A 19,060-nucleotide genomic window follows, 5' to 3' on the forward strand; every position below is an offset into this window, starting at 1 on the left:
CTCGATCAAACAAGCCCCCATGGCGCCTCAAGTTAGTTACATCTGGGCGGTCTCCTGCCCCTCGTTGCTCGCGAGCGCTTGGCTGCTCGCGCGCGGGGTATTCGGCGGGCGACGAGATGGAGCCAGGTTGTCGTTGGATTTGAGTTGTCCCAAGCGGATGGAGTTCGGGCCGTGCGGGGGGGTGCGCCCCGACGGTCAGTGCGAGATGCGTCCGGGCGAGTGCGCATTCGGCGATGTGGTGCCATGGTCCGGAGCACGCGCAGAGCCGCGGCCGTCCCGCGCCCCGAAGGTGCTCACCGATTTCAGCAGTACGCCTTTCAACGCACACGATATCGCCGCGACGGCCGCTATTCTCGCACCGTCCTGTGAGGCAGTCCTAGTCGGCGAGCATCAGAACAAGCCGGATTTCCCGCCCACCCTCATGGGCCGCCTGCTGCTCGAAGCGGGTGTCACGCCGTGGATCACCCTATCGTGTCGGGACCGCAACCGTGTAGTGCTCGAACAGGAGTTGCACGGGCTGCGCAACATCGGCGTGGAGACCGTTCTCTGTGTGACTGGCGACGGCCGCGGCTACGACGTGCGTCCGGATGTCACCCAGACTTTTGATCTCGACGGTCTGCGCTTGGTATCCCTCGCGGCGTCGATCGGAGTTGTTGCGGCGGTTCCCGAGACGCCCACCGCTCCGCCCGTGGCTGGCCGCCCGCGCCGCCTAGTAGAAAAACAGTACGCGGGCGCCAGCATGGCGGTACTCAACCATGTGACATCTGCCGACCGCGTGGCCGATTTCGTGGAATCGGCCCGGTCGGCGGGCCTGTCGATTCCGGTAATCGCGTCAGTCGCGGTATTCACCGACAGCGTGTCCGCGGCAGTGCTTCAAGGCTTGCCTGGTCTTGAACTCGAGCCGTCCGTGACCGAGGAGGTGCTGGCTGCATCTGATCCGGTATCGGCGGGCATCGAGGCGGCGGTCGCCGAAGCGCACGCTCTGTTGTCGATCGAGGGAGTTGACGGGATCAACATCTCCGGGCTCGCGTCGGCATCCGGCGCCCGCGTCGGCGCGGAGATCAAGTCGGAAGTCGGTCGCCGGATCCGTGCCGGGACGATGCCATGAGCGAGGCAATGGACGCCGAATTCGACACGGTCGCAGAGTGGACGGCTCAGGTGGCGGAGGACCTTGGACCGGAATATCACATTCCTGGCGCGTGCCGAGGTAGCGGCAGTCCGCGCGCGCTGGATTGGCTCATCGACCGCATGGCGTTGACTTCTGGGCAGGTGCTGTTGGACGTCGGGGCCGGTGTCGGTGGTCCCGCCGCGTATGCGGCGCAACAGATTACGGTACGGCCGGTACTCGTCGAGCCGGAACCAGGCGCGTGCCGCGCGGCAAGACGTCTATTTGATTTACCGGTGGTGTGCGGACTTGGAACGGCGCTGCCGATGGCTGACCTGAGCTGCGACGCTGCGTGGTCGCTCGGGGTGCTCTGTACGACACCGGATCAGCTGATGTTATTGAAGGAACTGCGACGCACGGTGCGGGGAGGCGGGCCCATCGGTCTGCTCGTGTTCGTGGCCCGCCGCCCCCTACCCGGCGATCAACTGCCAGATAACCACTTCCCGACAAAAGCCGGCCTCATTGAGTTGGTGAATGAGGCATCCCTGGAAGTAGAGGTGTGGCACAGCACCGCTGACCTTCCCGAGGTCCCCGCGATATGGAACGAACGCGAGGCTGCAGTAGCCGACGCACTCACCGCTCGGCATGCTCACACGCGGGCGTGGCAGCTGGCAGAAGAGCAGAGCGGCACTATTGGACGCCTGCTCGAAGATGGGACGCTCACCGGCGAGATGCTGATTCTGCGGCACACGTGAGCGACCGAACGAGCGTAGCGCGGGTCTTCAGCCAATCACCCGATGGCCGGCCCGGCGCAACAGCGCAGACGCCTCGTCGACCCGATCAAAGGGGATCAGCACGAGGTCTCCGTCGAAGCTGGCCGCGACCCAAACAGGCACATTGCTGGCTGCGAGCGGCGCCACGATCGCAGCCAACATCCCGGTCGCGTCCGGCGGGTGCGCCTCGTCGCCATTCCACAGCGCCAACCAAGCGTCGTCGGCCCCCATCCCGGCGTCGCATGCAAGCTCCGCCGTCAGGGCCATACACGACCGCGAGCACCTCGCCGTGGCGGGCGAATTCGACATTCAATACCGCGCGCTCCAGTACGTATCGACCCTCCAGCACCCGCAATGTCTGATGATCAGCGACCGACACCAACGCATCGTCGCACACCGATGATTGGTGTCACGGCCTCACTGAGGCAGTCGACGAGGCGAATGTCCATGTCCTCCGTCACTCGTGGGAAAGCCGGCCGTCAGGCTCCACATGCACGGACCCGGCCTCGTGTGCTCCCGGTGTATCGGGCATTTCATGCCGACCACCGGCGTACCGACGCCGCAAGATCCACACGACGCCACCGAGCGATAGCACTCCGGCGGCGATCAGCGCTGGCCACGTCAGTACCTGAACTAACCACACGCGACGCTGAGCTCTAACGATTCGCTGCTGCGCGTGCCGAAGCCGGGTCAGCTTGTCCATGGGCTTCGGGATGCCCACGATCAGTGCGGCGAAAACGCAGCCCGCACAGCCGAGATGAAGCGGCGTGGGATGACGCCGACGGGCCTTCGCCGGTCACAATGCGGCTGGGCTTCACCGGACCGGGGTGAGGGGTGGTTCGCCTGCGAGCACGGCGGCCGCATTGTCCACGGCAAGAATGCCCATTGTGTCTCGGGTCGCTTGGCCGGCGCTTGCAATGTGCGGGGTGAGTACCAGCCCCGGTGCGTCCAAAAGCGCCGGGTTGACCCGCGGCTCGCCTTCGTATACATCCAACGCAGCCCCTCGGATTTGGCCGTCATGCAGGGCGGCGATCAGGGCCGCCTCGTCGACCACACCGCCGCGCGCAGTGTTGATCAGGTACGCAGTCGGCTTCATGGCTTTCAACGCTGCGGCGTCGATCAGGTGCCGCGTCTGGGCAGTCAGTGGGGTGTGAACGGTAACGACATCGCTCTCGGCCAACAAAGTGGGGGTGTCGACGAAGGTGACTCCGTCCTCGGTGCTTCCCGGGGTCCTGCTTCGCGAAGTCGCGATGACGGTCATGTCGAAGGCGTGCGCCCGCCGGGCCACAGCTTGACCGATGCGGCCGTAACCGAGGATGCCGAGGGTGGCGCCGGCGCTGATGTCGAGCCCGACCAGCATCCGCGGCCCCCACACCCAGGGCTGCTGACGTCGAATCAGGCGGTCCCCCTCGGTGATTCGGCGAGTGGCGTCGAGGATCAGTGCAAATGTGTGGTCTGCGGAGGCGCGATCGAGCACGCCCGGGGTGTTGGTGACGATTACGCCCGCAGCTTCGGCGGCAGACAGGTCGATGTTGTCGAACCCGACCGCGACGTTCGCGAGGATCTTCAGCTGCGGTCCGGCGGCGGCGATGAGGTCCGCATCGATGCGCTCGGTGAGGGTGACCACCGCCGCACTTGCGCCCGCGATGCCTGCTTCGAGCTCACCGCGGTCCGGCGGTGCTTCCGATCCGATCCGCAGGGGAGCCCCGAGCGCCTGAAGGTGCTTCATCGCGCGATCAGTGAGGAGTCGTGATACGTAGATGGTTCCGGTGAGCGTGCCAGTGTGAGTAGGCGACTTGGTCACGTGAAGACCCTCCAGCGCGTCGGCGAGTAGTTGCGGTGGCTCTGGAACTGCGACACGCAAGTCGCACCGTGGAGTCCCACCCGTCAGAGCGCTCGGAGGCCGGTCAAGGTCCGGGTCAGCAATTCACGGCGTTCGTTGATTGTCATTGAGTCACCGGAATGGGTGTTCACCCGTAGATACCCCTGGGTCATCAGGTCGCCGACCAGGAACCGCGTCGCACCCAGCGGCAAAGACAGTTGGGCCGCGATCTCTGCCACGGAGATGCGTTTCGCGCAACACGTCAGGATCTGGGCCCGAACATCGTTTTTCGGCCAGCGCGGCGGCTTCGCTGTGGTGTTGAGCGCTTGGACGGGCGCCTCGAGTGGCAGTTCAAAACCGGGGTCGGTATGGCCTGCCGTCAGCGTGTACGGCCGGACCAGGCTTGGCTTGACCGCGGATTCCGGTTCTGTGAACCAGTCGTCGATCGACTCGCCTTTGCCCTGCGACTGCTCGCGCGCATTGGTGTGCTTCTGCAGAAACCGCAAGGTCTCGTCAGCGTGCACCGATGCGCGCAACTCGCTGGAGACGACCTTGAGCACGGTTCGGTTGGTGTCGATGACGAATGTGGCCCGCCTGACCGGCATCAGCCGGGCCAGCAGGCCACGGCGTCGAGTGTGTCGGCTGTGTCGGCGACCCCGGCCCGCCTCCCGGGCCAGGACGGATCGGCGCAGCTTGGCGAGCCTGCCCCGGCGCACTCCGAACAACTCGGACACCACGCCGTCCGCATCGGAGAGCAGCGGGTAGTCGAACGAGCGCTGTTGTGCGAAGTGAGCCTGCCTGTCGACGGTGTCGGTGCTGATGCCAACCCGCTGGGCGCCGACCGCAGCGAATTCGCTGCTCAAGTCCCGGAAATGGCAAGCCTGGGCGGTGCAGATCGGTGAAGACGCAATGGGGAAGAAGAACAGGACTACCGGCCCATCGGACAGGAGCGCCGACAGGGTCCGAGCCCGACCGGCGTGATCGTACAGAGTGAAGTCAGGCGCTGTGTCGCCCGCGATCATCGAAAAAGACTAGCGCGGGAAGCTCGGCGCGACGAACGACTCGAGTAAATTCGGCCATCGCCGGATGGCTGGCACGGGCATCGACTTGCTGCTAGTGCAGTGCAGGCAGCACGTCGCGTTTCCAGCTCGCAAAGAATCCGTCCATGTCCGGCCCGATCTGTTGGACGCCGCTTCTACCTGCTAGCACGACCACTGGTTTGGGGGAGGCCGTGCTGACTTCACGTGCTTGCGGCGACACGATCGATGTGTCCGAAAACACGTTCATCAAACGAAGTCAGGAACAGGCCATGAAGACCAGAATGGCATTAGCGGCAACACTTCTCACTACAGGTCTGCTCGGCGGATTGATCGCCTGTACAGCCGCAGGCGCGGCACCTGCCGCGCTGGCGGATGGACCCAGCCCCACCGCCGTGGACCCCACCAACCCGATCTCGGCCGAAACGGGCGCACCGTTCGGTGAAGCAAATTTTGGGACGGACCCACTGCTGCCCTATGGCACCGAGCCGCAGTTTCCCGTGTCTCCCGGTTACGTCAACCGTAACCACGACGAGGGCATCACGACCAACGGCGAAGTGGACATGCCATTCTGAATCAGGGCGGCATCGCCGCAGGCTGCATGAGTCCTCCATATTTCGCGCACGGGCTGACGATACGCATGGTGTTTCCTTAGACGGAATCTTCTGAACGGTGGTGTGAATTCGCGCGGACGCGGGTACTGGGTGTACATATGTTCACCGAACACAATCCGACGCGAGGAGAAGCCGAGTATGGCAGCGACGCTGCGTGACCTGATGCGGTGGAGCGTGAAGCCGGCCGAGAACGTCGACACCGCCACCACGCCGAGAATCAACGTCCTGCGCGGCCTGGCGGCCAGGGCGACGACACCGCTGTTGCCCGATGACTACCTCAAGTTGCTCAATCCGCTGTGGACGGCGCGAGAGCTTCGTGGCGAAATCGTCGACGTCCGCAACGAGACGGCGGACTCCGCCACGGTCACGATCAAACCGGGGTGGGGCTTCTCTGCCGACTACCAGCCCGGCCAGTACGTCGGCATCGGGCTGCGCGTCGACGGCCGCTGGCACTGGCGCTCGTATTCTCTGACCTCTGTGCCGGTGCGTGATAAGAAACGGATCACGATAACCGTCAAGGCAACGCCTGAAGGTTTCTTGTCCTCGCACCTGGTCAACGGCGTCACACCGGGAACGATTGTTCGGCTCGCAGCCCCGAAGGGCGATTTCGCGCTTCCCGACCCGCCGCCTCCGAAGATTCTCTTCGTCAGCGCCGGCAGCGGCATCACTCCGCTGATGGCGATGCTGCGCTCTCTGACCGCACGCGGTCATAATCCGGACATCGTTCACCTGCACTCAGCGCCCACCGCGGAAGACGTCATCTTCCACGATGAACTGCGGGACCTCGAGGTCAGCCAACCCGGCTATCGGCTGCATCTCCAGCTCACCAAGCAGGACGGCAAGCTTGACTTCGACAACCTCGACGATCTCGTACCGGACTGGCGAGAACGACCGACATGGGCGTGCGGACCCACACCCATGCTCGACACGGTCGAAACGCTGTGGGATTCTGCGGGACTTTCCGACGACCTGCACATGGAGCGGTTCACCATCGCCCGCACCGATAAGGGTGGCGAGGGAGGCACCGTCACGTTCGCGATCTCGGACAAGACGATCGAAATCGACGGCGCCACTTCGCTTTTGGAGGCAGGGGAAAAGGTCGGGATCCAGATGCCGTTCGGCTGCCGGATGGGCATTTGCCAGACGTGCGTCCTTCCGCTGGAAGACGGCAACGTCAGGGATTTTCGGTCCGGAAACGAACACGGACCGGGGGACCGAATCAACACCTGCGTGTCCACCGCGTCCGGCGACTGCACGCTCAAAATCTGAGGAGGAACACCATGGCTATCACTGACATCAAGGAGTACGCGCACCTCACGCCCGAGGACGTCGATTCACTGGCGCGGGAGTTGGACGCGATCAGGACCGACATCGAGGAGTCACGAGGTGAGCGCGACGCCCGCTACATCCGCCGCGCAATTCAATTGCAGCGCGCGCTGGCGGTCGGCGGGCGAGCTGTCTTGTTCGCGAGCCGCAACAAGGTGGCGTGGAGCGTCGGCACGGCGATGCTCGGCACCGCCAAGATCATCGAGAACATGGAGTTGGGCCACAACATCATTCACGGGCAGTGGGACTGGATGAACGACCCTGAGATCCACTCCACCGAGTGGGAGTGGGACACCACCTCACCGAGCGAGCACTGGAAGAAGTCGCACAACTTCATCCACCACAAGTACACAAACGTCGTCGGGCTCGACGACGACATCGGTTACGGCATCATGCGTCTCACCCGCGACCAGCGCTGGGAGAAGTGGATGATCTTCAACCCCATCATCAATCTGACACTCGGGACGCTTTTCGAATGGGGAGTCGCGGCCCACGGTCTGGAGACGACGAAGTTTCGCAAGGGCGAGAAGTCCAAGGGTGAGGTGCTCAAAGACCTGAAGATCATCGGAAAAAAGGTCGGCAAGCAGGTCGGCAAGGACTACGTCGTGTTTCCCGCGTTGGCCGGACGCAATTGGAAACACACGATGGGCGCCAATGCGGTCGCCAACCTGATCCGCAACTACTGGTCGTACATGGTGATCTTCTGCGGGCACTTTCCGGACGGAGCGGAGAAGTTCACCAAGGAGGAGTTCGACAACGAAACCCAGGCCGAGTGGTACCTGCGGCAGATGCTGGGATCGGCCAACTTTCACGCAGGCCCGCTGATGGCGTTCATGAGCGGCAATCTGTGCTACCAGATCGAACACCACCTGTTCCCGGACCTGCCGAGCAATCGCTATGCCGAGATCAGCGTGCGGGTCCAAGCACTGTGCGACAAGTACGACCTGCCATACACGACGGGTTCGCTGGGTCGCCAGTACATGCAATCGTTCTTGACCATCGCCAAACTGGCCTTGCCCAACAAGCTCCTCAAGGCCACCTCCGACAACGCCCCGGAAACGAACTCAGAGCTGAAGTTCCGGATCCGCGACGGGGTGCGGGAGAGCTTCGGCACCGATCCCGCCACGGGCAGACGCCGCGGACTGCGCACCGCGATACGTGAGGTCAAGTCCGGGGCAATCGCCGCCTCGTGATCCGGTCGCGGGCGTTGTGAGCCGTCAGCGGCACAATGCATGTCCTGACGGCAACCCAGCGATAGGACCCGGTCAGTTGACCGCCGAACCTGACTGAGAGGCTCCGCTGAGTTCCTTCATGAACTCGTGGCACCGCTTCGCGCGTTCGGCATCTTGAGACATCACCTCTTCAAAGAACGACGCGATGTCGTCACGGCCGGCGTTTTTCGCGTCGCGGACATACTGTCCGTAATCGTGTCCCGCCTTCAACGAGTGATATTGCACCGAGACCAAATCGAACGACACGTCGTCGAAGCCGGTTTCTCCTGTAGCCATGACCTCACCTCCAAATAGATTACTGCTCAGATATGCGACGGCTACCCGGATGCATTCGGGCAAAACACCTTAAAAAATTTTTTTCGGCGACTATGCAAGGCCCTGGGGTCTGCCGCCGACAAAAAGTGCCGACGGCAGACCCGCGGGCTAAATCGGTGACGTGCGCACAGCCCACATCACAGATGCCACCGTCAGTGGCGGTACGCGCGCAGGTCGTGTGACGCTGCGTCGGCGGCTTCACACAGTGATCGGACAGGTGTGGCCGGCGCGAGTCACCACATGCTCGTAATCATCGGTCAGGGCATCACCTCACTCCTTGGACAACACGTTTCGGGACAGCGGACTTGCTCGCCGGGGGAGATCGCTGTGTCGGCGACACGCGCAGGGGCACCCAGCGTCTGGCGGGCTGCTCGCTGCTGGCGCACTCGTGCCTCGGCCCGTGCGGCCCGACAGCGACCGTCGTGACGATGGCATGCGGTTGACGATGCCGAATGTCGGGCAGCTCGGTGCGTCGCCGGGACAGCCCGTGGCCTCGCGGTTGGAGGTCGTGCAGGCGCAACCACTCCGCGCGAACGATCGCCTCCGCCTCTTCCAGTAGAGCTTCGGTCAGCGTGTCGGTGTCCAGTTCGTCACCTCCCTCCACTTGCCGGCCGCCGCCGGATCCGAGGTTCAGGCGTTGATGGCTGTTTTGTCCTCGCTGCTGGCGATCTTGATTCGTCGTGGCTTGGCCTTCTGGGCCACCGGGATGATCAGCCGCAGCACGCCGTCCTGATAACTGGCCTCGATCCTGTCGGCGTCGAGGTTGTCGCCCAGGAACAGTTGGCGGCTGAACACTCCGCGCGGTCGTTCCGCGGAGACCATCTCGCGATTCTGATCCAGGCCGGCGCGTTCGGCGCGCACGGTCAGCACATTTCGTTCGACGTCCAGATCCAGAGAATCGTGCTTCACGCCGGGCAAGTCCAGCTCGACGATGAACTCTTCACCTTCACGCCACGCGTCCATCGGCATCACCGCAGGTCGAGCGGCCGTACCCCACACCTGCTGGGTCCAGCGGTCGAGATCACGGAACGGGTCGGTACGCATCAACATCATCTCCACCTCCTGTGGTAGTAGTAGATCATCTATGCGATCTGCCATAGATTTCTATATAGCACCAGTGGTAGATTCTGGCAAGAATTACCCAAAAATTTTCTGGGCGCAGACATGGATGGAGAAGAGCAGCGGTGAGCCAGGAGTCGACTGAACGATCCGGACGCGGGGTGTATGGCATCTCGGTGGCCGCCGAGCTTTCCGGCGTCGGTCCGCAGACATTGCGGCTCTATGAGGAACGAGGGCTGCTCTCTCCGACGCGATCGCCCGGCGGCACTCGCCGGTACAGCGACGACGATCTGGTGCGACTGGAGCGAATCACCGGGCTGCTTGCCGAGGGGGTGAACGTGGCCGCCATCGGCCACATCCTGGACCTGCAAGACCGCAACACCGAACTCGAGTCTCATAACCTGCAGCTGATATCCGACAACTCGCAACTGAAGTCCGACAACGCCCGACTGGCCTCCGTCCGCGACGCGCGACCAGACCGTCGGGCAAGTGGAAGGAGGAAAACGGAACAATCATGATCGAGGGACACGATTCACAACAGCCGACGGGAGCCCGTCATATAGCTCACGCGGTTGCGTAATCCGAACTATTGATAGGTCGCCTGGCTTTTTGTGACGTTGTGCTGCGACTTTTGAAAGTTCAACGCAGTGAAATAAAATGGGAACCTGTTGCAGGGAGGAGAGTTTCGATGAGCGGTGAGCGGCCGGACGTGCTGGATCGCCTGAACGCGGCGGCGGCAGCTATCGAATCCTTGAATGCCCTGGTAGTGGCTGACAGGTCCCTGGACGACGTGCTGCGCGGAGTAGCAACTTATGCAGTGAACGCTCTGCCAGGCGCGGACGCCGTATCGATCACCGTGCTTGACCCGCCGCTACGAACCGTTGCGCACACAGATGACGACGTTCTGGCGTTGGATTGCGAGCAGTATGCCTCAAAGCAGGGACCATGCCTGGAGGCCGCGCAGACGCGCAGGCCGGTGCGCGTTGCGATACGGTCCGCCGAGGACCGGTGGCCACAATTCGCCACGGCCGCCCGCCAGGCCGGTGTGCACGCCACCTTGTCGATTCCCCTGATCATCGCCCCGGTCGCACCGGGCGTTGACGACGAACTGGTCGGTTCCTTGAACGTGTACAGCCGATCGACGCCCGACTTTGATCTTTTCGACGAGAGTCTGATGAGTCTTTACAGCGGTGCGGCGGGCCGAGCCGTCATGGACGCACGACGGTGGCGAAGGCTTCGGGGCACCGTGAGTCAATTGGAGGAGGCACTGGTGTCTCGTTCAGACATCGACCAGGCGAAAGGTGTTCTGCGTTGGCGGTACGGCGGCACTGCTGACGAGGCATTCGCCTTGCTCGTGGAGAGATCTCAGCGCGAGAACATCAAACTCAGAGACATCGCACGTCGCATCCTTGAAGAGCTTCCCCGGCGCAATCACGACCGATGAACGGCCGGGCGCGGTTCAGAAGGAGCGCCTCAATTGGACGGAGTACGAAACTCCGTTTTCAAGAAATCCACAAGGATCTGAGTCATGGCCGGAATGGCGTCGCGCGCAATGACTTCGTAGCCATGAGTGCTCAAAGTCGGTAAACAGAGCAGACCCGCTTTCGGCGACAACCCGCTGGCTTTCGCGTGTGATGCATCGGACTCGAACGCGCCGAGTACGGCCGGCTGGGGAGCCAGGTCGAGTTCGTTGGCGATACTCATCAGCCGGTCCGCGACGTCCTTGTCGTAGACGCATTGCTCGTCGCTGTACGCGACGATCGGACCCCCGCTCACCCTGGTGGAGTACTCGGCTTCGGTTGGCCCGACTTCCAGCGCGATGGTCAGGTCGCCGGGCAGCGTACGACAGGCATACGATCCGCCGACGCCGCCGATCTCTTCGTTGGTGGTGAACACCGCGTAGACGTCAGCAGCAGGACGATGTGCGCTCTCTTTCAACCGGCGCATCACCTGAAGGAGCGCGGTCACTGCCGCGCGGTCGTCGAGGAAATACGAGCCGAGGTAGTCGCCGAACTCCACCAGTGTCCGCTTACCGCGCTCGACACAGATACGCGTTCCCGGCCGCACTCCTGCCGCAGCCAGGTCTTCCGGTGTGAGACCGGTGAAGACGTAGACGTGCATCCAATCCAGTGACTTGTCGCCCTGATCCGGCTTCGTCTCCCAGATGCGTTGACTTTCCTTCGTGGTGTGCTCCGAGCCGACCGTCAATACTCCACACACTGTCTGCCGGTCACCTAGCGCGGCAACAGGGCCGAGCCCGAAATTAGCCGGATACATGGTTCCCAGCGGCGTCAGATGCAGTGAGCCGTCCTGTTCGACCCGCTTCACCAGCATCGAGAGTTCGTCCATGTGCGCCAGGATCCGTATCGGAGACGGGCTGGGATCGACACCACTGCCGCCGTGAAGAAGGCCGATCAGATTGCCGGCCGGATCGATCCACGTCTCATCGACGGCGGACTCCAGTTCGCGACGACAGACCTCGCGTACCGCATCCTCCTGACCGCAAGGTCCGTAGGCCCACAACAACTCTTGTAGAAGCTCTATGTCCAGCATGTTGCCGGCGTCGGACACGCTCGCCTCCTCATCCTCGGACCAACGAATCGCGGCCCGAGGCCGCTTGTTCGAGAATCAACTAGACGAGCTGGACTTCTTGCCGCCCTTGCGACCCGCAGCCTTCTTCTGAGACGTATTGCCGCCGCTGCCGCTTCCGCTGCTTGCCTTGCTCTGGCTGCTTCCCGAACTCTTTCCGCCTCTGCTCGACGCGCCCGGCGAGTTCGATATTGCCGCCGCCCGCGACTTGCTCATCCCCTTCTCGCGCAAGCCCTCGTACTGTTTGTCATTCTTGACGCTGGAGCCATGATCTTTTGCCATCGTGGCGTCCTCCTTCCGTGCGTTGGCGTGCATTGATGCCGACCGGTGACTACCCCCTCCGCGCCATGTGGACACCTCGGCAGCGGGTTTGTCGGCGCCGTAGTCGGGTAGCCCGCGACCATGGCGAAACGTCTCGCGCTGGTGACCGGCGCCTCGAGTGGGATCGGCTTCGAACTCGCGACACTGTTCGCCGAAGACGGCTATGACCTCGTCGTGGCCGCTGACGAGGACGGCATCGACGCGTCCGCCGACAAGCTCCGCGCCGCCGGTGTCGACGTCCAAGCGGTGCAGGTAGACCTGCGGAAACCCGAGGATGTGGTCCGCCTCTACGACATCGCGACCGCAGGCGGCCGCATCCTGGACGCCGCGGCCCTGAACGCAGGTAGTGGGCGTGCGGGATCCTTCCTGGAAGGCGAGCTGGATGACGACCTCGGCATCATCGATCTCAATGTTCGCTCGACGGTGCATCTGGCCAGGCTGGTCGTTGGCGACATGGCACGTCGGGGCAGCGGCAAGGTGCTGTTCACGTCGTCGATCGTGGCCGGTATGCCCGGCTGGAACCAGAGCATGTACAACGCGTCGAAATCGTTCGTCCAGTCCTTCGTGGAGGCGCTGCACGACGAGATGCGCGGTACCGGTGTGACGGTGACGGCACTGATGCCGGGTCCGACCGCGACGAATTTCTTCCGTCGAGCCGGTATGCCGGACACCGTGCTTGGGCGCATGCCGAAGGACGACCCGGCTCGTGTCGCGCGCCAGGGCTACGACGCGATGATGCGCGGCGACCGCAAGGTGCTCGCTGCGTCCTTGTTCTCCAAGGCCATGGGGGTCACGAACTGGTTCCTGCCTGACTCGGTGAAGTCGGCGGCGAATCGCCTGATCGTCACCCGCACCGGAAGTAGCTGAAAGGAATCCCACATGCAACCAGCCGCAATCGACAGCTCGCTTACCGTAGAACGGGACATCGCGGCGACGCGCCAACAGGTATGGAACATCATCGCCGACGGGTGGACGTATTCACAGTGGGTGGTGGGCAACACCCGCATGCGCGCCGTCGACCCGGCTTGGCCTGCGGCGGGTGCCACGATTCACCACACCATTGGCGTTTGGCCGGTCGTGCTCAATGACGAGACCGCGGTCGAGTCCTCGACGCCGTTGGAAGAACTCGTTCTCCTCGCGAAGGGCCGCCCCTTCGGCGGTGCTCGGATAACGCTGCGGCTCAGAGACACTGAGAACGGCTGCTGCGTTGAGATGGCTGAGGTGCCGGTGGGCGGACCGCTCAATCTGGTGCCGCGTCGACTGGCACTTGCCGCGGCTCATCCCAGGAACCGTGAATGCCTTGCTCGGTTGGCCGCCATTGCGGAACGACGGGAACAACCTCAGTGAGTTCACATACCGTCGACGCGGTGGTGATCGGTGCCGGCCACAACGGGCTCGTCTCCGCTGCAATGCTCGCCGACGCCGGCTGGGACGTGGTGGTTCTGGAGGCGCAATCCGAGCCAGGGGGAGCGGTGAAGAGCGCTGAACTCTTCCCCGGCTACGTGAGCGACCTCTACAGCGCGTTCTACCCCTTGTCCGTCGCATCTCCTGCGCTGCAGGCGATGCACCTGGAAGACCACGGTCTGCGATGGACGCATGCCCCGGCAGTCGTCGGGCATCCGCGCTCCGCCGACGATGACGACGCACCGGTCATCCACCGCGAGATCGACCGCACCGCAGATGATCTCGAGCGACGCGATCGCGGCGACGGCGATCGGTGGCGCGCATTGTTCGAGCAATGGCTGGAAATCAAGGATGCCCTGCTGGCGACGCTGTTCGCTCCGTTCCCACCGGTGCGGGGTCCGGCACAGCTGCTCCGGAAGCTCGGTTCGGCCGAGGCGTTGCGGCTCGCCCACCTGATGCTCCTGCCCGCGGGGGTGATGGCGGAGCGACTGTTCGATGGTGAGGCCGCGCGGCTGTTGTTGCTGGGTAACGCGATGCACGCCGATGTGCCCATCGATGCGCCGGGCAGCGGCGTGATGGGTTACATGCTGATCATGATGGCTCAGGACGGAGGGTGGCCGGTCCCCGTGGGCGGGGCAGGCCAGCTGACGCAGGCGCTGGTGAATCGGGCTCGCGCCGCCGGAGCCGGCATCGAGTGCGGTCGCGAAGTGGACGCCATCGAGGTCAGCGGCGGGCGCGCTGTGGCGGTCCGGGCCACCGATGGATCAACCATTCGGGTCCGTCGCGCGGTGATCGCCGACACCTCAGCGCCCAGACTGTATGGCCATCTGCTGCCCGAACATGCTGTTCCGGATGCGGTGGCGCGTGAGCTTGAGCACTTCGTTTGGGACACACCCGTTTTGAAGATCAACTACGCGCTCGACTCTCCAATACCTTGGCGTTCCAAGAGTTTGAATGACGTGGGCACGGTCCACCTCGGGGCGGACCACGACGGTCTTGTTCGGTGGATGGCGGACCTCAACACCGCGACGGTCCCGCTGCACCCGTTCATGCTGTTCGGTCAGATGACTACGGCCGACCCGAGCCGATCGCCTGCCGGTACCGAAAGTGCCTGGGCCTATACGCATCTGCCAAGAGGAATGGGCGACGATGCGTCGGCCGATGAATTGTCGGCGGCGGTGGATGTCGTGCTCGAGAAGTACGCCCCGGGGTTCAGGGAAAAGGTAGTCGGTAAGACGATTCAGCGTCCGTCCGACCTCGAAGCCAGCGACGCAAATCTTCACACCGGGGCCGTCAACGGGGGAACGTCACAGCTTTACCAACAGCTGATCTTCCGGCCGTCGCCCGGGTTCGGTCGGGCCGAAACAACCGTCGAGAACGTGTATCTCGGAAGTGCGGGCGCCACGCCGGGAGGTGGCGTCCATGGCGTGTGCGGCCGCAATGCCGCAAGAGCCGCGCTGGCCAACGACGGTGCTCGTGGTTGGCCTCGCCGACGTTTCACACGGTCACTGATGGCTTTGACCACTCGGTGAATGAACCGCGGCGACTAGTTGTCGCGATTCGAATGGTGTCCCTGGTGCACAGGCGATTCCCACGTGTAGGGCTCCTCGGGATGGCCGGATCCCCCGAGGATGAACGAGCGGTCACTCCGGTTGGCGCGGGTAATGGTCGCCATCCATGTCCCGACTGTGCTGAAGCGGTTGCGTACGCCGGTGAGGAACGCGATGTGGATGAATCCCCAGCCGAGCCAACCGATCACACCCCCGAGCTTGACCGGACCGGCCTGCAACACCGCCTGGCCACGGCTGATATAGGCCGCTGATCCGAGGTCGCGGTAGCGGAAGTCCTTGCGCCGAGCACTGCCGAGATCACGACGGATGCTGGCGGCGACGTGCAGTCCGCCCTGCATGGCATTCTCAGCCACCCCCGGCAGCCCGTCACGACCGGCCAAGTCGCCGATGACGAACACCTCAGGATGACCCGGCACCGATAGGTCGGCGTTCACCGAGATGCGACCCGACCGGTCGGACTCAGCGCCGAGTACTTTCGCGGCGTGCTTGGCAAACGGCACAGCCTCCACGCCCGCCGTCCACAGCACCGTGCGGGCCGCGTAGTCCTCGCTGGGTCCGCCGCCTTTCGGGCTCACGGTCACGCCGTCGCGCCGGACGTCGGATACGTGCACGCCGAAATGCATTTCCACACCGAGCTTTTCGAGCGTTCGTGTGGCGCGCTCGGCGAGCGCCGGCGCGAAGCTCTTGAGCACTCGATCGCCTCCGTCGAACAGAAGCACCCGCGCGTCCTCCGGTTCGATGCTGTGGAATTCGTTGGCCAGCGATCGCGTCGCGAGTTCTCGGATCTGCCCGGCCAATTCGACACCCGTGGGTCCCGCCCCCGTGACCGCGAAGGTAAGCCATTGGTCCCGCTCGGGGCCCGGCGGCAAGGTCTCGGCGATCTCGAACGCCGCGAAGACTCGACGGCGAATGCTGAGCGCATCGTCGAGCGTCTTCATACCCGGCGCCCAGGCGGCGAATTCCTCGTTGCCGAAGTAGGACTGCCGCATGCCTGCCGCGATCACCAAATAGTCGTACTCGACGTCGAACATCGATTCGTCGGGACGGCGGGCCGTGACGCGGCGCGCGTCGGCGTCGAGCCGGATGGCCTCGCCGAGCAGCGTGTGGACGTTGTTGTGTTTGGCGAGTTCCTCCCGGAGCGACCGACTGATCTGGCCGATGCTCAACGTTCCTGTTGCGCACTGGTAGAGCAGCGGTTGGAACACATGGCACGCTGCGCGGTCGAGGAGGGTGACGTCCACGTCGACGCGCCCGAGGCGGCGGGCGCAGAACAGGCCCCCGAACCCTCCGCCGATGATCAGTACCCTGGGGCGCCCGGTGCCCGTTCGACCAGCTGAGGTCGCCTGGTTTTCCAGTTGCGGGACATTATCGTCGGCCAAAGCATCCATGTGTCTGCCTTTCACCGGAGTTCGGGATTCGCAGCGAATACCCGGGCATGGTCAGTTGAAACGGGATCCGATTTGGCGCCGCTTCGGTGAGTGAGTACTCTCTCACGATGGCAGTTTCCGGTCGCGACCGTCTCCTGGCCGAGGCACTCAAGCTCTTCGCTGCCCGCGGTTACGCCGGGACGTCTGTCGCCGACATTCAGACCGCGGCCGGGTTGGCCCCCGGCTCGGGCGCCCTCTACAAGCACTTCGCATCGAAACGCGCGCTACTGGAGGCCGCCGTCGCGCATCGGAGTGAAAGCATCGTGGCCGCTCGCGAGGAGTACGACGCGGAATCACCCGTCGGCGTCGAGAGAGCCGTGCGGAGAGCCGGCCAACTCATCCGGGATAATCTCGCGGCGAGCGAAGACGTGCTTCGTGTGATGTTGCGCGAATCAGAAGAGCTCGGCGATCTGAACGATCAGACGTGGAAGGTCATCACCGACAACGCTTATCAACGTTTCACCGACGAACTCGTCGCGTCCAACCGTGCAGGCATCACGAACGTACCCGACCCGCAGGCTTTCGCCGCCGTCGCGATCTCATCATTGACTTACGCCGCCACCCTTCGGGCGTTGACTGGCCATTCCCCGGGCGACGTCGACGACGATCGGTTCTTCGAGGCGTGGGTATTCCAAACCGTCAGCGCGCTCGGTGCGCCATAACAATCCCAGTCCTATTCGACGAGACACCGCAAAGGAACTCGACATGACTTTCTCCCTGGAACCAAGCGACGACGTCATCGAGGTGCGCGACTGGGTCCACCAATTCGCCGCCGAGGTCGTCCGCCCGGCCGCCGCGGAATGGGACGAGCGGGAGGAGACGCCCTGGCCCGTCATCCAGGAGGCCGCCAAAGTCGGCCTCTACTCCCCGGAGTTGTTCGCCGCGCAGGCTGCAGAACCGAGCGGGCTCGGCATGCTGACGGTGTTCGAGGAGCTGTTCTGGGGTGACGCCGGTATCGCCTTGTCGATCCTGGGCACCGGCCTCGCCGCTGCAGCGCTGGCGGGCAACGGCACTCCCGAACAAGTCGGGCGGTGGCTGCCCGAGATGTTCGGCACCGCAGGCGATCCGAAACTCGGTGCTTTCTGTTCGTCGGAGCCCGACGCCGGTTCCGACGTCGGGGCAATCCGCACGCGGGCGCGCTACGACGAGGCCTCCCGCGAATGGGTTCTCAACGGCACGAAGACCTGGGCGACCAACGGCGGCATCGCCAATGTGCATGTCGTGGTGGCCTCGGTATATCCCGACCTCGGCTCGCGTGGTCAGGCCACATTCATCATTCCGTCTGACACCGGGGGACTGTCGCAGGGCCAGAAGTTCAAGAAGCACGGCATTCGCGCGTCGCATACCGCCGAAGTGGTACTCGACAACGTTCGCTTGTCCGAGGACATGATTCTGGGTGGTCGGGAGAAGTTCGAGGAGCGCATCGGCCGCGCCAGGTCTGGGGTCTCGACCGGCGGACAGGCCGCGATGAAGACCTTCGAGCGGACTCGACCCACCGTCGGTGCGATGGCGGTCGGTGTTGCCCGCGCCGCATACGAGTACGCACTCGACTACGCCTGCCAGCGTGAGCAATTCGGCCGTCGGATCGGGGAGTTCCAGGCGGTCGCGTTCAAACTCGCCGATATGAAGAGCCGCATCGACGCAGCCCGCATGCTGGTATGGCGGGCAGGGTGGATGGCCCGAAACAACAAGAGTTTCGATTCAGCGGAGGGCTCGATGGCCAAACTTGTGGCCAGCGAAACTGCTGTGTACGTCACCGACGAGGCCATCCAGATTCTCGGCGGCAACGGTTACACGCGTGACTACCCCGTCGAGCGAATGCACCGCGACGCGAAGATCTTCACCATTTTCGAAGGCACCAGCGAGATACAGCGTCTGGTGATCGGACGCGCTGTCACCGGCCTGCCGATCCGGTAGCGACCGGTAGCCGGCTATCGACTACGCGGTGTAGTAGTGGTTGACTGGTCGCATGGACAAAGGCGCTCCGCGTGATGGCGGACGCCGAGGGCTGCAGGTGACTCTCGGTGTCCTCTCCGCTATTCCGTTTCTGTCCGGTTTGGCTGGGATGCTTGTCGGTCCGAAGACCCTGCCTGGTGACACGAGTCAGCTGGGTGCCACCGCCGACAGCGAATATCGGTTCGTCAATGCGTTCTGGTTTGCGACCGCGCCGGTGATCTGGTCGGCCATCCCGCAGGTCGAACAGCGCACCGGCCTCCTTCGGCATCTGACGGCCGTCATATTCGTCGGCGGCTTGGCGCGCCTCGTCTCCTGGCGAACGACTGGGAGGCCGCACGCGGTCTTCATCGCGGCGACCGTCCTCGAGTTGGTCGGCCTTCCCGCCGTGATGGCTTGGCAGTCCCGCGTCGCGCGCCTCGCGAGCGGAGCGCCGCACCGGCCCTGACGCTGCGTCGGCGCGGAGAGGCTTGGCCCCGGGCGATCGCCGTCAGTCCTGCAACTCGCAAATC

General features: G+C 63.9%; 21 protein-coding genes and 1 pseudogene. 13 read left to right on the forward strand and 9 right to left on the reverse strand.

All coding sequences use genetic code 11. From position 1 onward, the window contains the following. Positions 1-157: 157 nt before the first annotated feature. A complete protein-coding gene (locus QOJ24_RS20140; RefSeq protein ID WP_526264458.1) occupies positions 158-1,108 on the forward strand; it encodes a methylenetetrahydrofolate reductase in 951 nt (316 codons plus the stop codon). Continuing rightward, positions 1,105-1,860, forward strand: coding sequence for a class I SAM-dependent methyltransferase (locus QOJ24_RS20145; RefSeq protein WP_526264422.1), 756 nt, complete (start codon positions 1,105-1,107; stop codon positions 1,858-1,860). The genes QOJ24_RS20140 and QOJ24_RS20145 overlap by 4 nt, the downstream gene beginning before the upstream one ends. A gap of 27 nt (positions 1,861-1,887) precedes the next feature. Here QOJ24_RS20145 and QOJ24_RS20150 read toward each other — a convergent pair whose 3' ends face one another. The 4 genes and pseudogenes from QOJ24_RS20150 to QOJ24_RS20165 all read right to left on the reverse strand — a co-directional run. Then, positions 1,888-2,145 (reverse strand): ACT domain-containing protein, encoded by a 258-nt coding sequence (locus tag QOJ24_RS20150; protein ID WP_526264424.1) that lies wholly within the window; start codon positions 2,143-2,145, stop codon positions 1,888-1,890. Positions 2,146-2,692: 547 nt separating this feature from the next. Beyond that, complete coding sequence (locus tag QOJ24_RS20155; protein ID WP_526264426.1) at positions 2,693-3,682, reverse strand: 2-hydroxyacid dehydrogenase; 990 nt, start codon at positions 3,680-3,682, stop codon at positions 2,693-2,695. Positions 3,683-3,765: 83 nt separating this feature from the next. Beyond that, positions 3,766-4,206 (reverse strand): DUF742 domain-containing protein, encoded by a 441-nt coding sequence (locus tag QOJ24_RS20160; RefSeq protein ID WP_526264460.1) that lies wholly within the window; start codon positions 4,204-4,206, stop codon positions 3,766-3,768. Then, positions 4,192-4,722 (reverse strand): annotated as a pseudogene (locus tag QOJ24_RS20165) (peroxiredoxin); the annotation flags it as partial. The pseudogene QOJ24_RS20165 and the gene QOJ24_RS20160, both read right to left, overlap by 15 nt. Before the next feature lie 143 nt (positions 4,723-4,865). Between QOJ24_RS20165 and QOJ24_RS20170 the strand changes: the two are divergent. The 3 genes from QOJ24_RS20170 to QOJ24_RS20180 all read left to right on the forward strand — a co-directional run bounded on the left by QOJ24_RS20170 (position 4,866) and on the right by QOJ24_RS20180 (position 7,870). Further along, positions 4,866-5,312, forward strand: coding sequence for a hypothetical protein (locus QOJ24_RS20170; protein WP_526264428.1), 447 nt, complete (start codon positions 4,866-4,868; stop codon positions 5,310-5,312). A 177-nt stretch (positions 5,313-5,489) separates the two neighbouring features. Next, entirely contained in the window at positions 5,490-6,620 is a 1,131-nt protein-coding gene (locus QOJ24_RS20175; RefSeq protein WP_526264430.1) for a ferredoxin reductase, read from the forward strand. 11 nt (positions 6,621-6,631) lie between these two features. After that, complete coding sequence (locus QOJ24_RS20180) at positions 6,632-7,870, forward strand: fatty acid desaturase family protein (protein WP_526264432.1); 1,239 nt, start codon at positions 6,632-6,634, stop codon at positions 7,868-7,870. A gap of 72 nt (positions 7,871-7,942) precedes the next feature. Here QOJ24_RS20180 and QOJ24_RS20185 read toward each other — a convergent pair whose 3' ends face one another. Together QOJ24_RS20185 and QOJ24_RS20190 are read right to left on the reverse strand one after the other, a co-directional pair. Continuing rightward, positions 7,943-8,185, reverse strand: coding sequence for an acyl carrier protein (locus tag QOJ24_RS20185; RefSeq protein ID WP_526264434.1), 243 nt, complete (start codon positions 8,183-8,185; stop codon positions 7,943-7,945). 669 nt (positions 8,186-8,854) lie between these two features. Continuing rightward, a complete protein-coding gene (locus QOJ24_RS20190) occupies positions 8,855-9,277 on the reverse strand; it encodes an Hsp20/alpha crystallin family protein (RefSeq protein ID WP_526264462.1) in 423 nt (140 codons plus the stop codon). A 131-nt stretch (positions 9,278-9,408) separates the two neighbouring features. Between QOJ24_RS20190 and QOJ24_RS20195 the strand changes: the two genes are divergently transcribed. Both QOJ24_RS20195 and QOJ24_RS20200 read left to right on the forward strand, forming a co-directional pair. Further along, entirely contained in the window at positions 9,409-9,801 is a 393-nt protein-coding gene (locus QOJ24_RS20195) for a MerR family transcriptional regulator (protein ID WP_526264436.1), read from the forward strand. 101 nt (positions 9,802-9,902) lie between these two features. Beyond that, a complete protein-coding gene (locus QOJ24_RS20200; protein ID WP_526264438.1) occupies positions 9,903-10,727 on the forward strand; it encodes an ANTAR domain-containing protein in 825 nt (274 codons plus the stop codon). 29 nt (positions 10,728-10,756) lie between these two features. Here QOJ24_RS20200 and QOJ24_RS20205 read toward each other — a convergent pair whose 3' ends face one another. Further along, a complete protein-coding gene (locus tag QOJ24_RS20205; RefSeq protein WP_526264464.1) occupies positions 10,757-11,836 on the reverse strand; it encodes a M42 family metallopeptidase in 1,080 nt (359 codons plus the stop codon). A gap of 75 nt (positions 11,837-11,911) precedes the next feature. Continuing rightward, positions 11,912-12,154: a DUF7218 family protein gene (locus QOJ24_RS20210; RefSeq protein WP_526264440.1), complete on the reverse strand. Its 243-nt coding sequence runs from the start codon at positions 12,152-12,154 to the stop codon at positions 11,912-11,914. 120 nt (positions 12,155-12,274) lie between these two features. On the opposite strand from QOJ24_RS20210, the gene QOJ24_RS20215 reads away from it, so the two are divergent. The 3 genes from QOJ24_RS20215 to QOJ24_RS20225 are packed head-to-tail and all read left to right on the forward strand — an operon-like array spanning position 12,275 to position 15,129. Next, positions 12,275-13,060 (forward strand): SDR family NAD(P)-dependent oxidoreductase, encoded by a 786-nt coding sequence (locus QOJ24_RS20215; protein WP_526264442.1) that lies wholly within the window; start codon positions 12,275-12,277, stop codon positions 13,058-13,060. A 12-nt stretch (positions 13,061-13,072) separates the two neighbouring features. Beyond that, complete coding sequence (locus QOJ24_RS20220; RefSeq protein ID WP_526264444.1) at positions 13,073-13,540, forward strand: SRPBCC family protein; 468 nt, start codon at positions 13,073-13,075, stop codon at positions 13,538-13,540. Continuing rightward, the gene (locus tag QOJ24_RS20225; protein WP_526264446.1) at positions 13,537-15,129 is read left to right on the forward strand and encodes a phytoene desaturase family protein; all 1,593 of its coding nucleotides are present in this window, start codon (positions 13,537-13,539) and stop codon (positions 15,127-15,129) included. The genes QOJ24_RS20220 and QOJ24_RS20225 overlap by 4 nt, the downstream gene beginning before the upstream one ends. A gap of 14 nt (positions 15,130-15,143) precedes the next feature. On the opposite strand, the gene QOJ24_RS20230 is transcribed toward QOJ24_RS20225, so the two are convergent. After that, on the reverse strand, positions 15,144-16,556 hold the full coding sequence (locus tag QOJ24_RS20230; RefSeq protein ID WP_526264448.1) for an NAD(P)/FAD-dependent oxidoreductase: 1,413 nt from the start codon (positions 16,554-16,556) through the stop codon (positions 15,144-15,146). 107 nt (positions 16,557-16,663) lie between these two features. Between QOJ24_RS20230 and QOJ24_RS20235 the strand changes: the two genes are divergently transcribed. Genes QOJ24_RS20235 through QOJ24_RS20245 form a run of 3 tightly spaced genes read left to right on the forward strand, consistent with a single transcriptional unit; the run spans position 16,664 to position 18,996 of the window. Further along, positions 16,664-17,257 (forward strand): TetR/AcrR family transcriptional regulator, encoded by a 594-nt coding sequence (locus QOJ24_RS20235; RefSeq protein WP_526264450.1) that lies wholly within the window; start codon positions 16,664-16,666, stop codon positions 17,255-17,257. Between the two features lie 43 nt (positions 17,258-17,300). Further along, positions 17,301-18,512: an acyl-CoA dehydrogenase family protein gene (locus tag QOJ24_RS20240; RefSeq protein WP_526264452.1), complete on the forward strand. Its 1,212-nt coding sequence runs from the start codon at positions 17,301-17,303 to the stop codon at positions 18,510-18,512. A 52-nt stretch (positions 18,513-18,564) separates the two neighbouring features. Continuing rightward, positions 18,565-18,996: a DUF4345 family protein gene (locus QOJ24_RS20245; protein WP_526264454.1), complete on the forward strand. Its 432-nt coding sequence runs from the start codon at positions 18,565-18,567 to the stop codon at positions 18,994-18,996. The last annotated feature ends 64 nt before the right edge of the window (positions 18,997-19,060 follow it).

Origin of the sequence: Mycobacterium sp. (assembly GCF_032159775.1) — a bacterium.
Lineage (GTDB): Bacteria > Actinomycetota > Actinomycetes > Mycobacteriales > Mycobacteriaceae > Mycobacterium.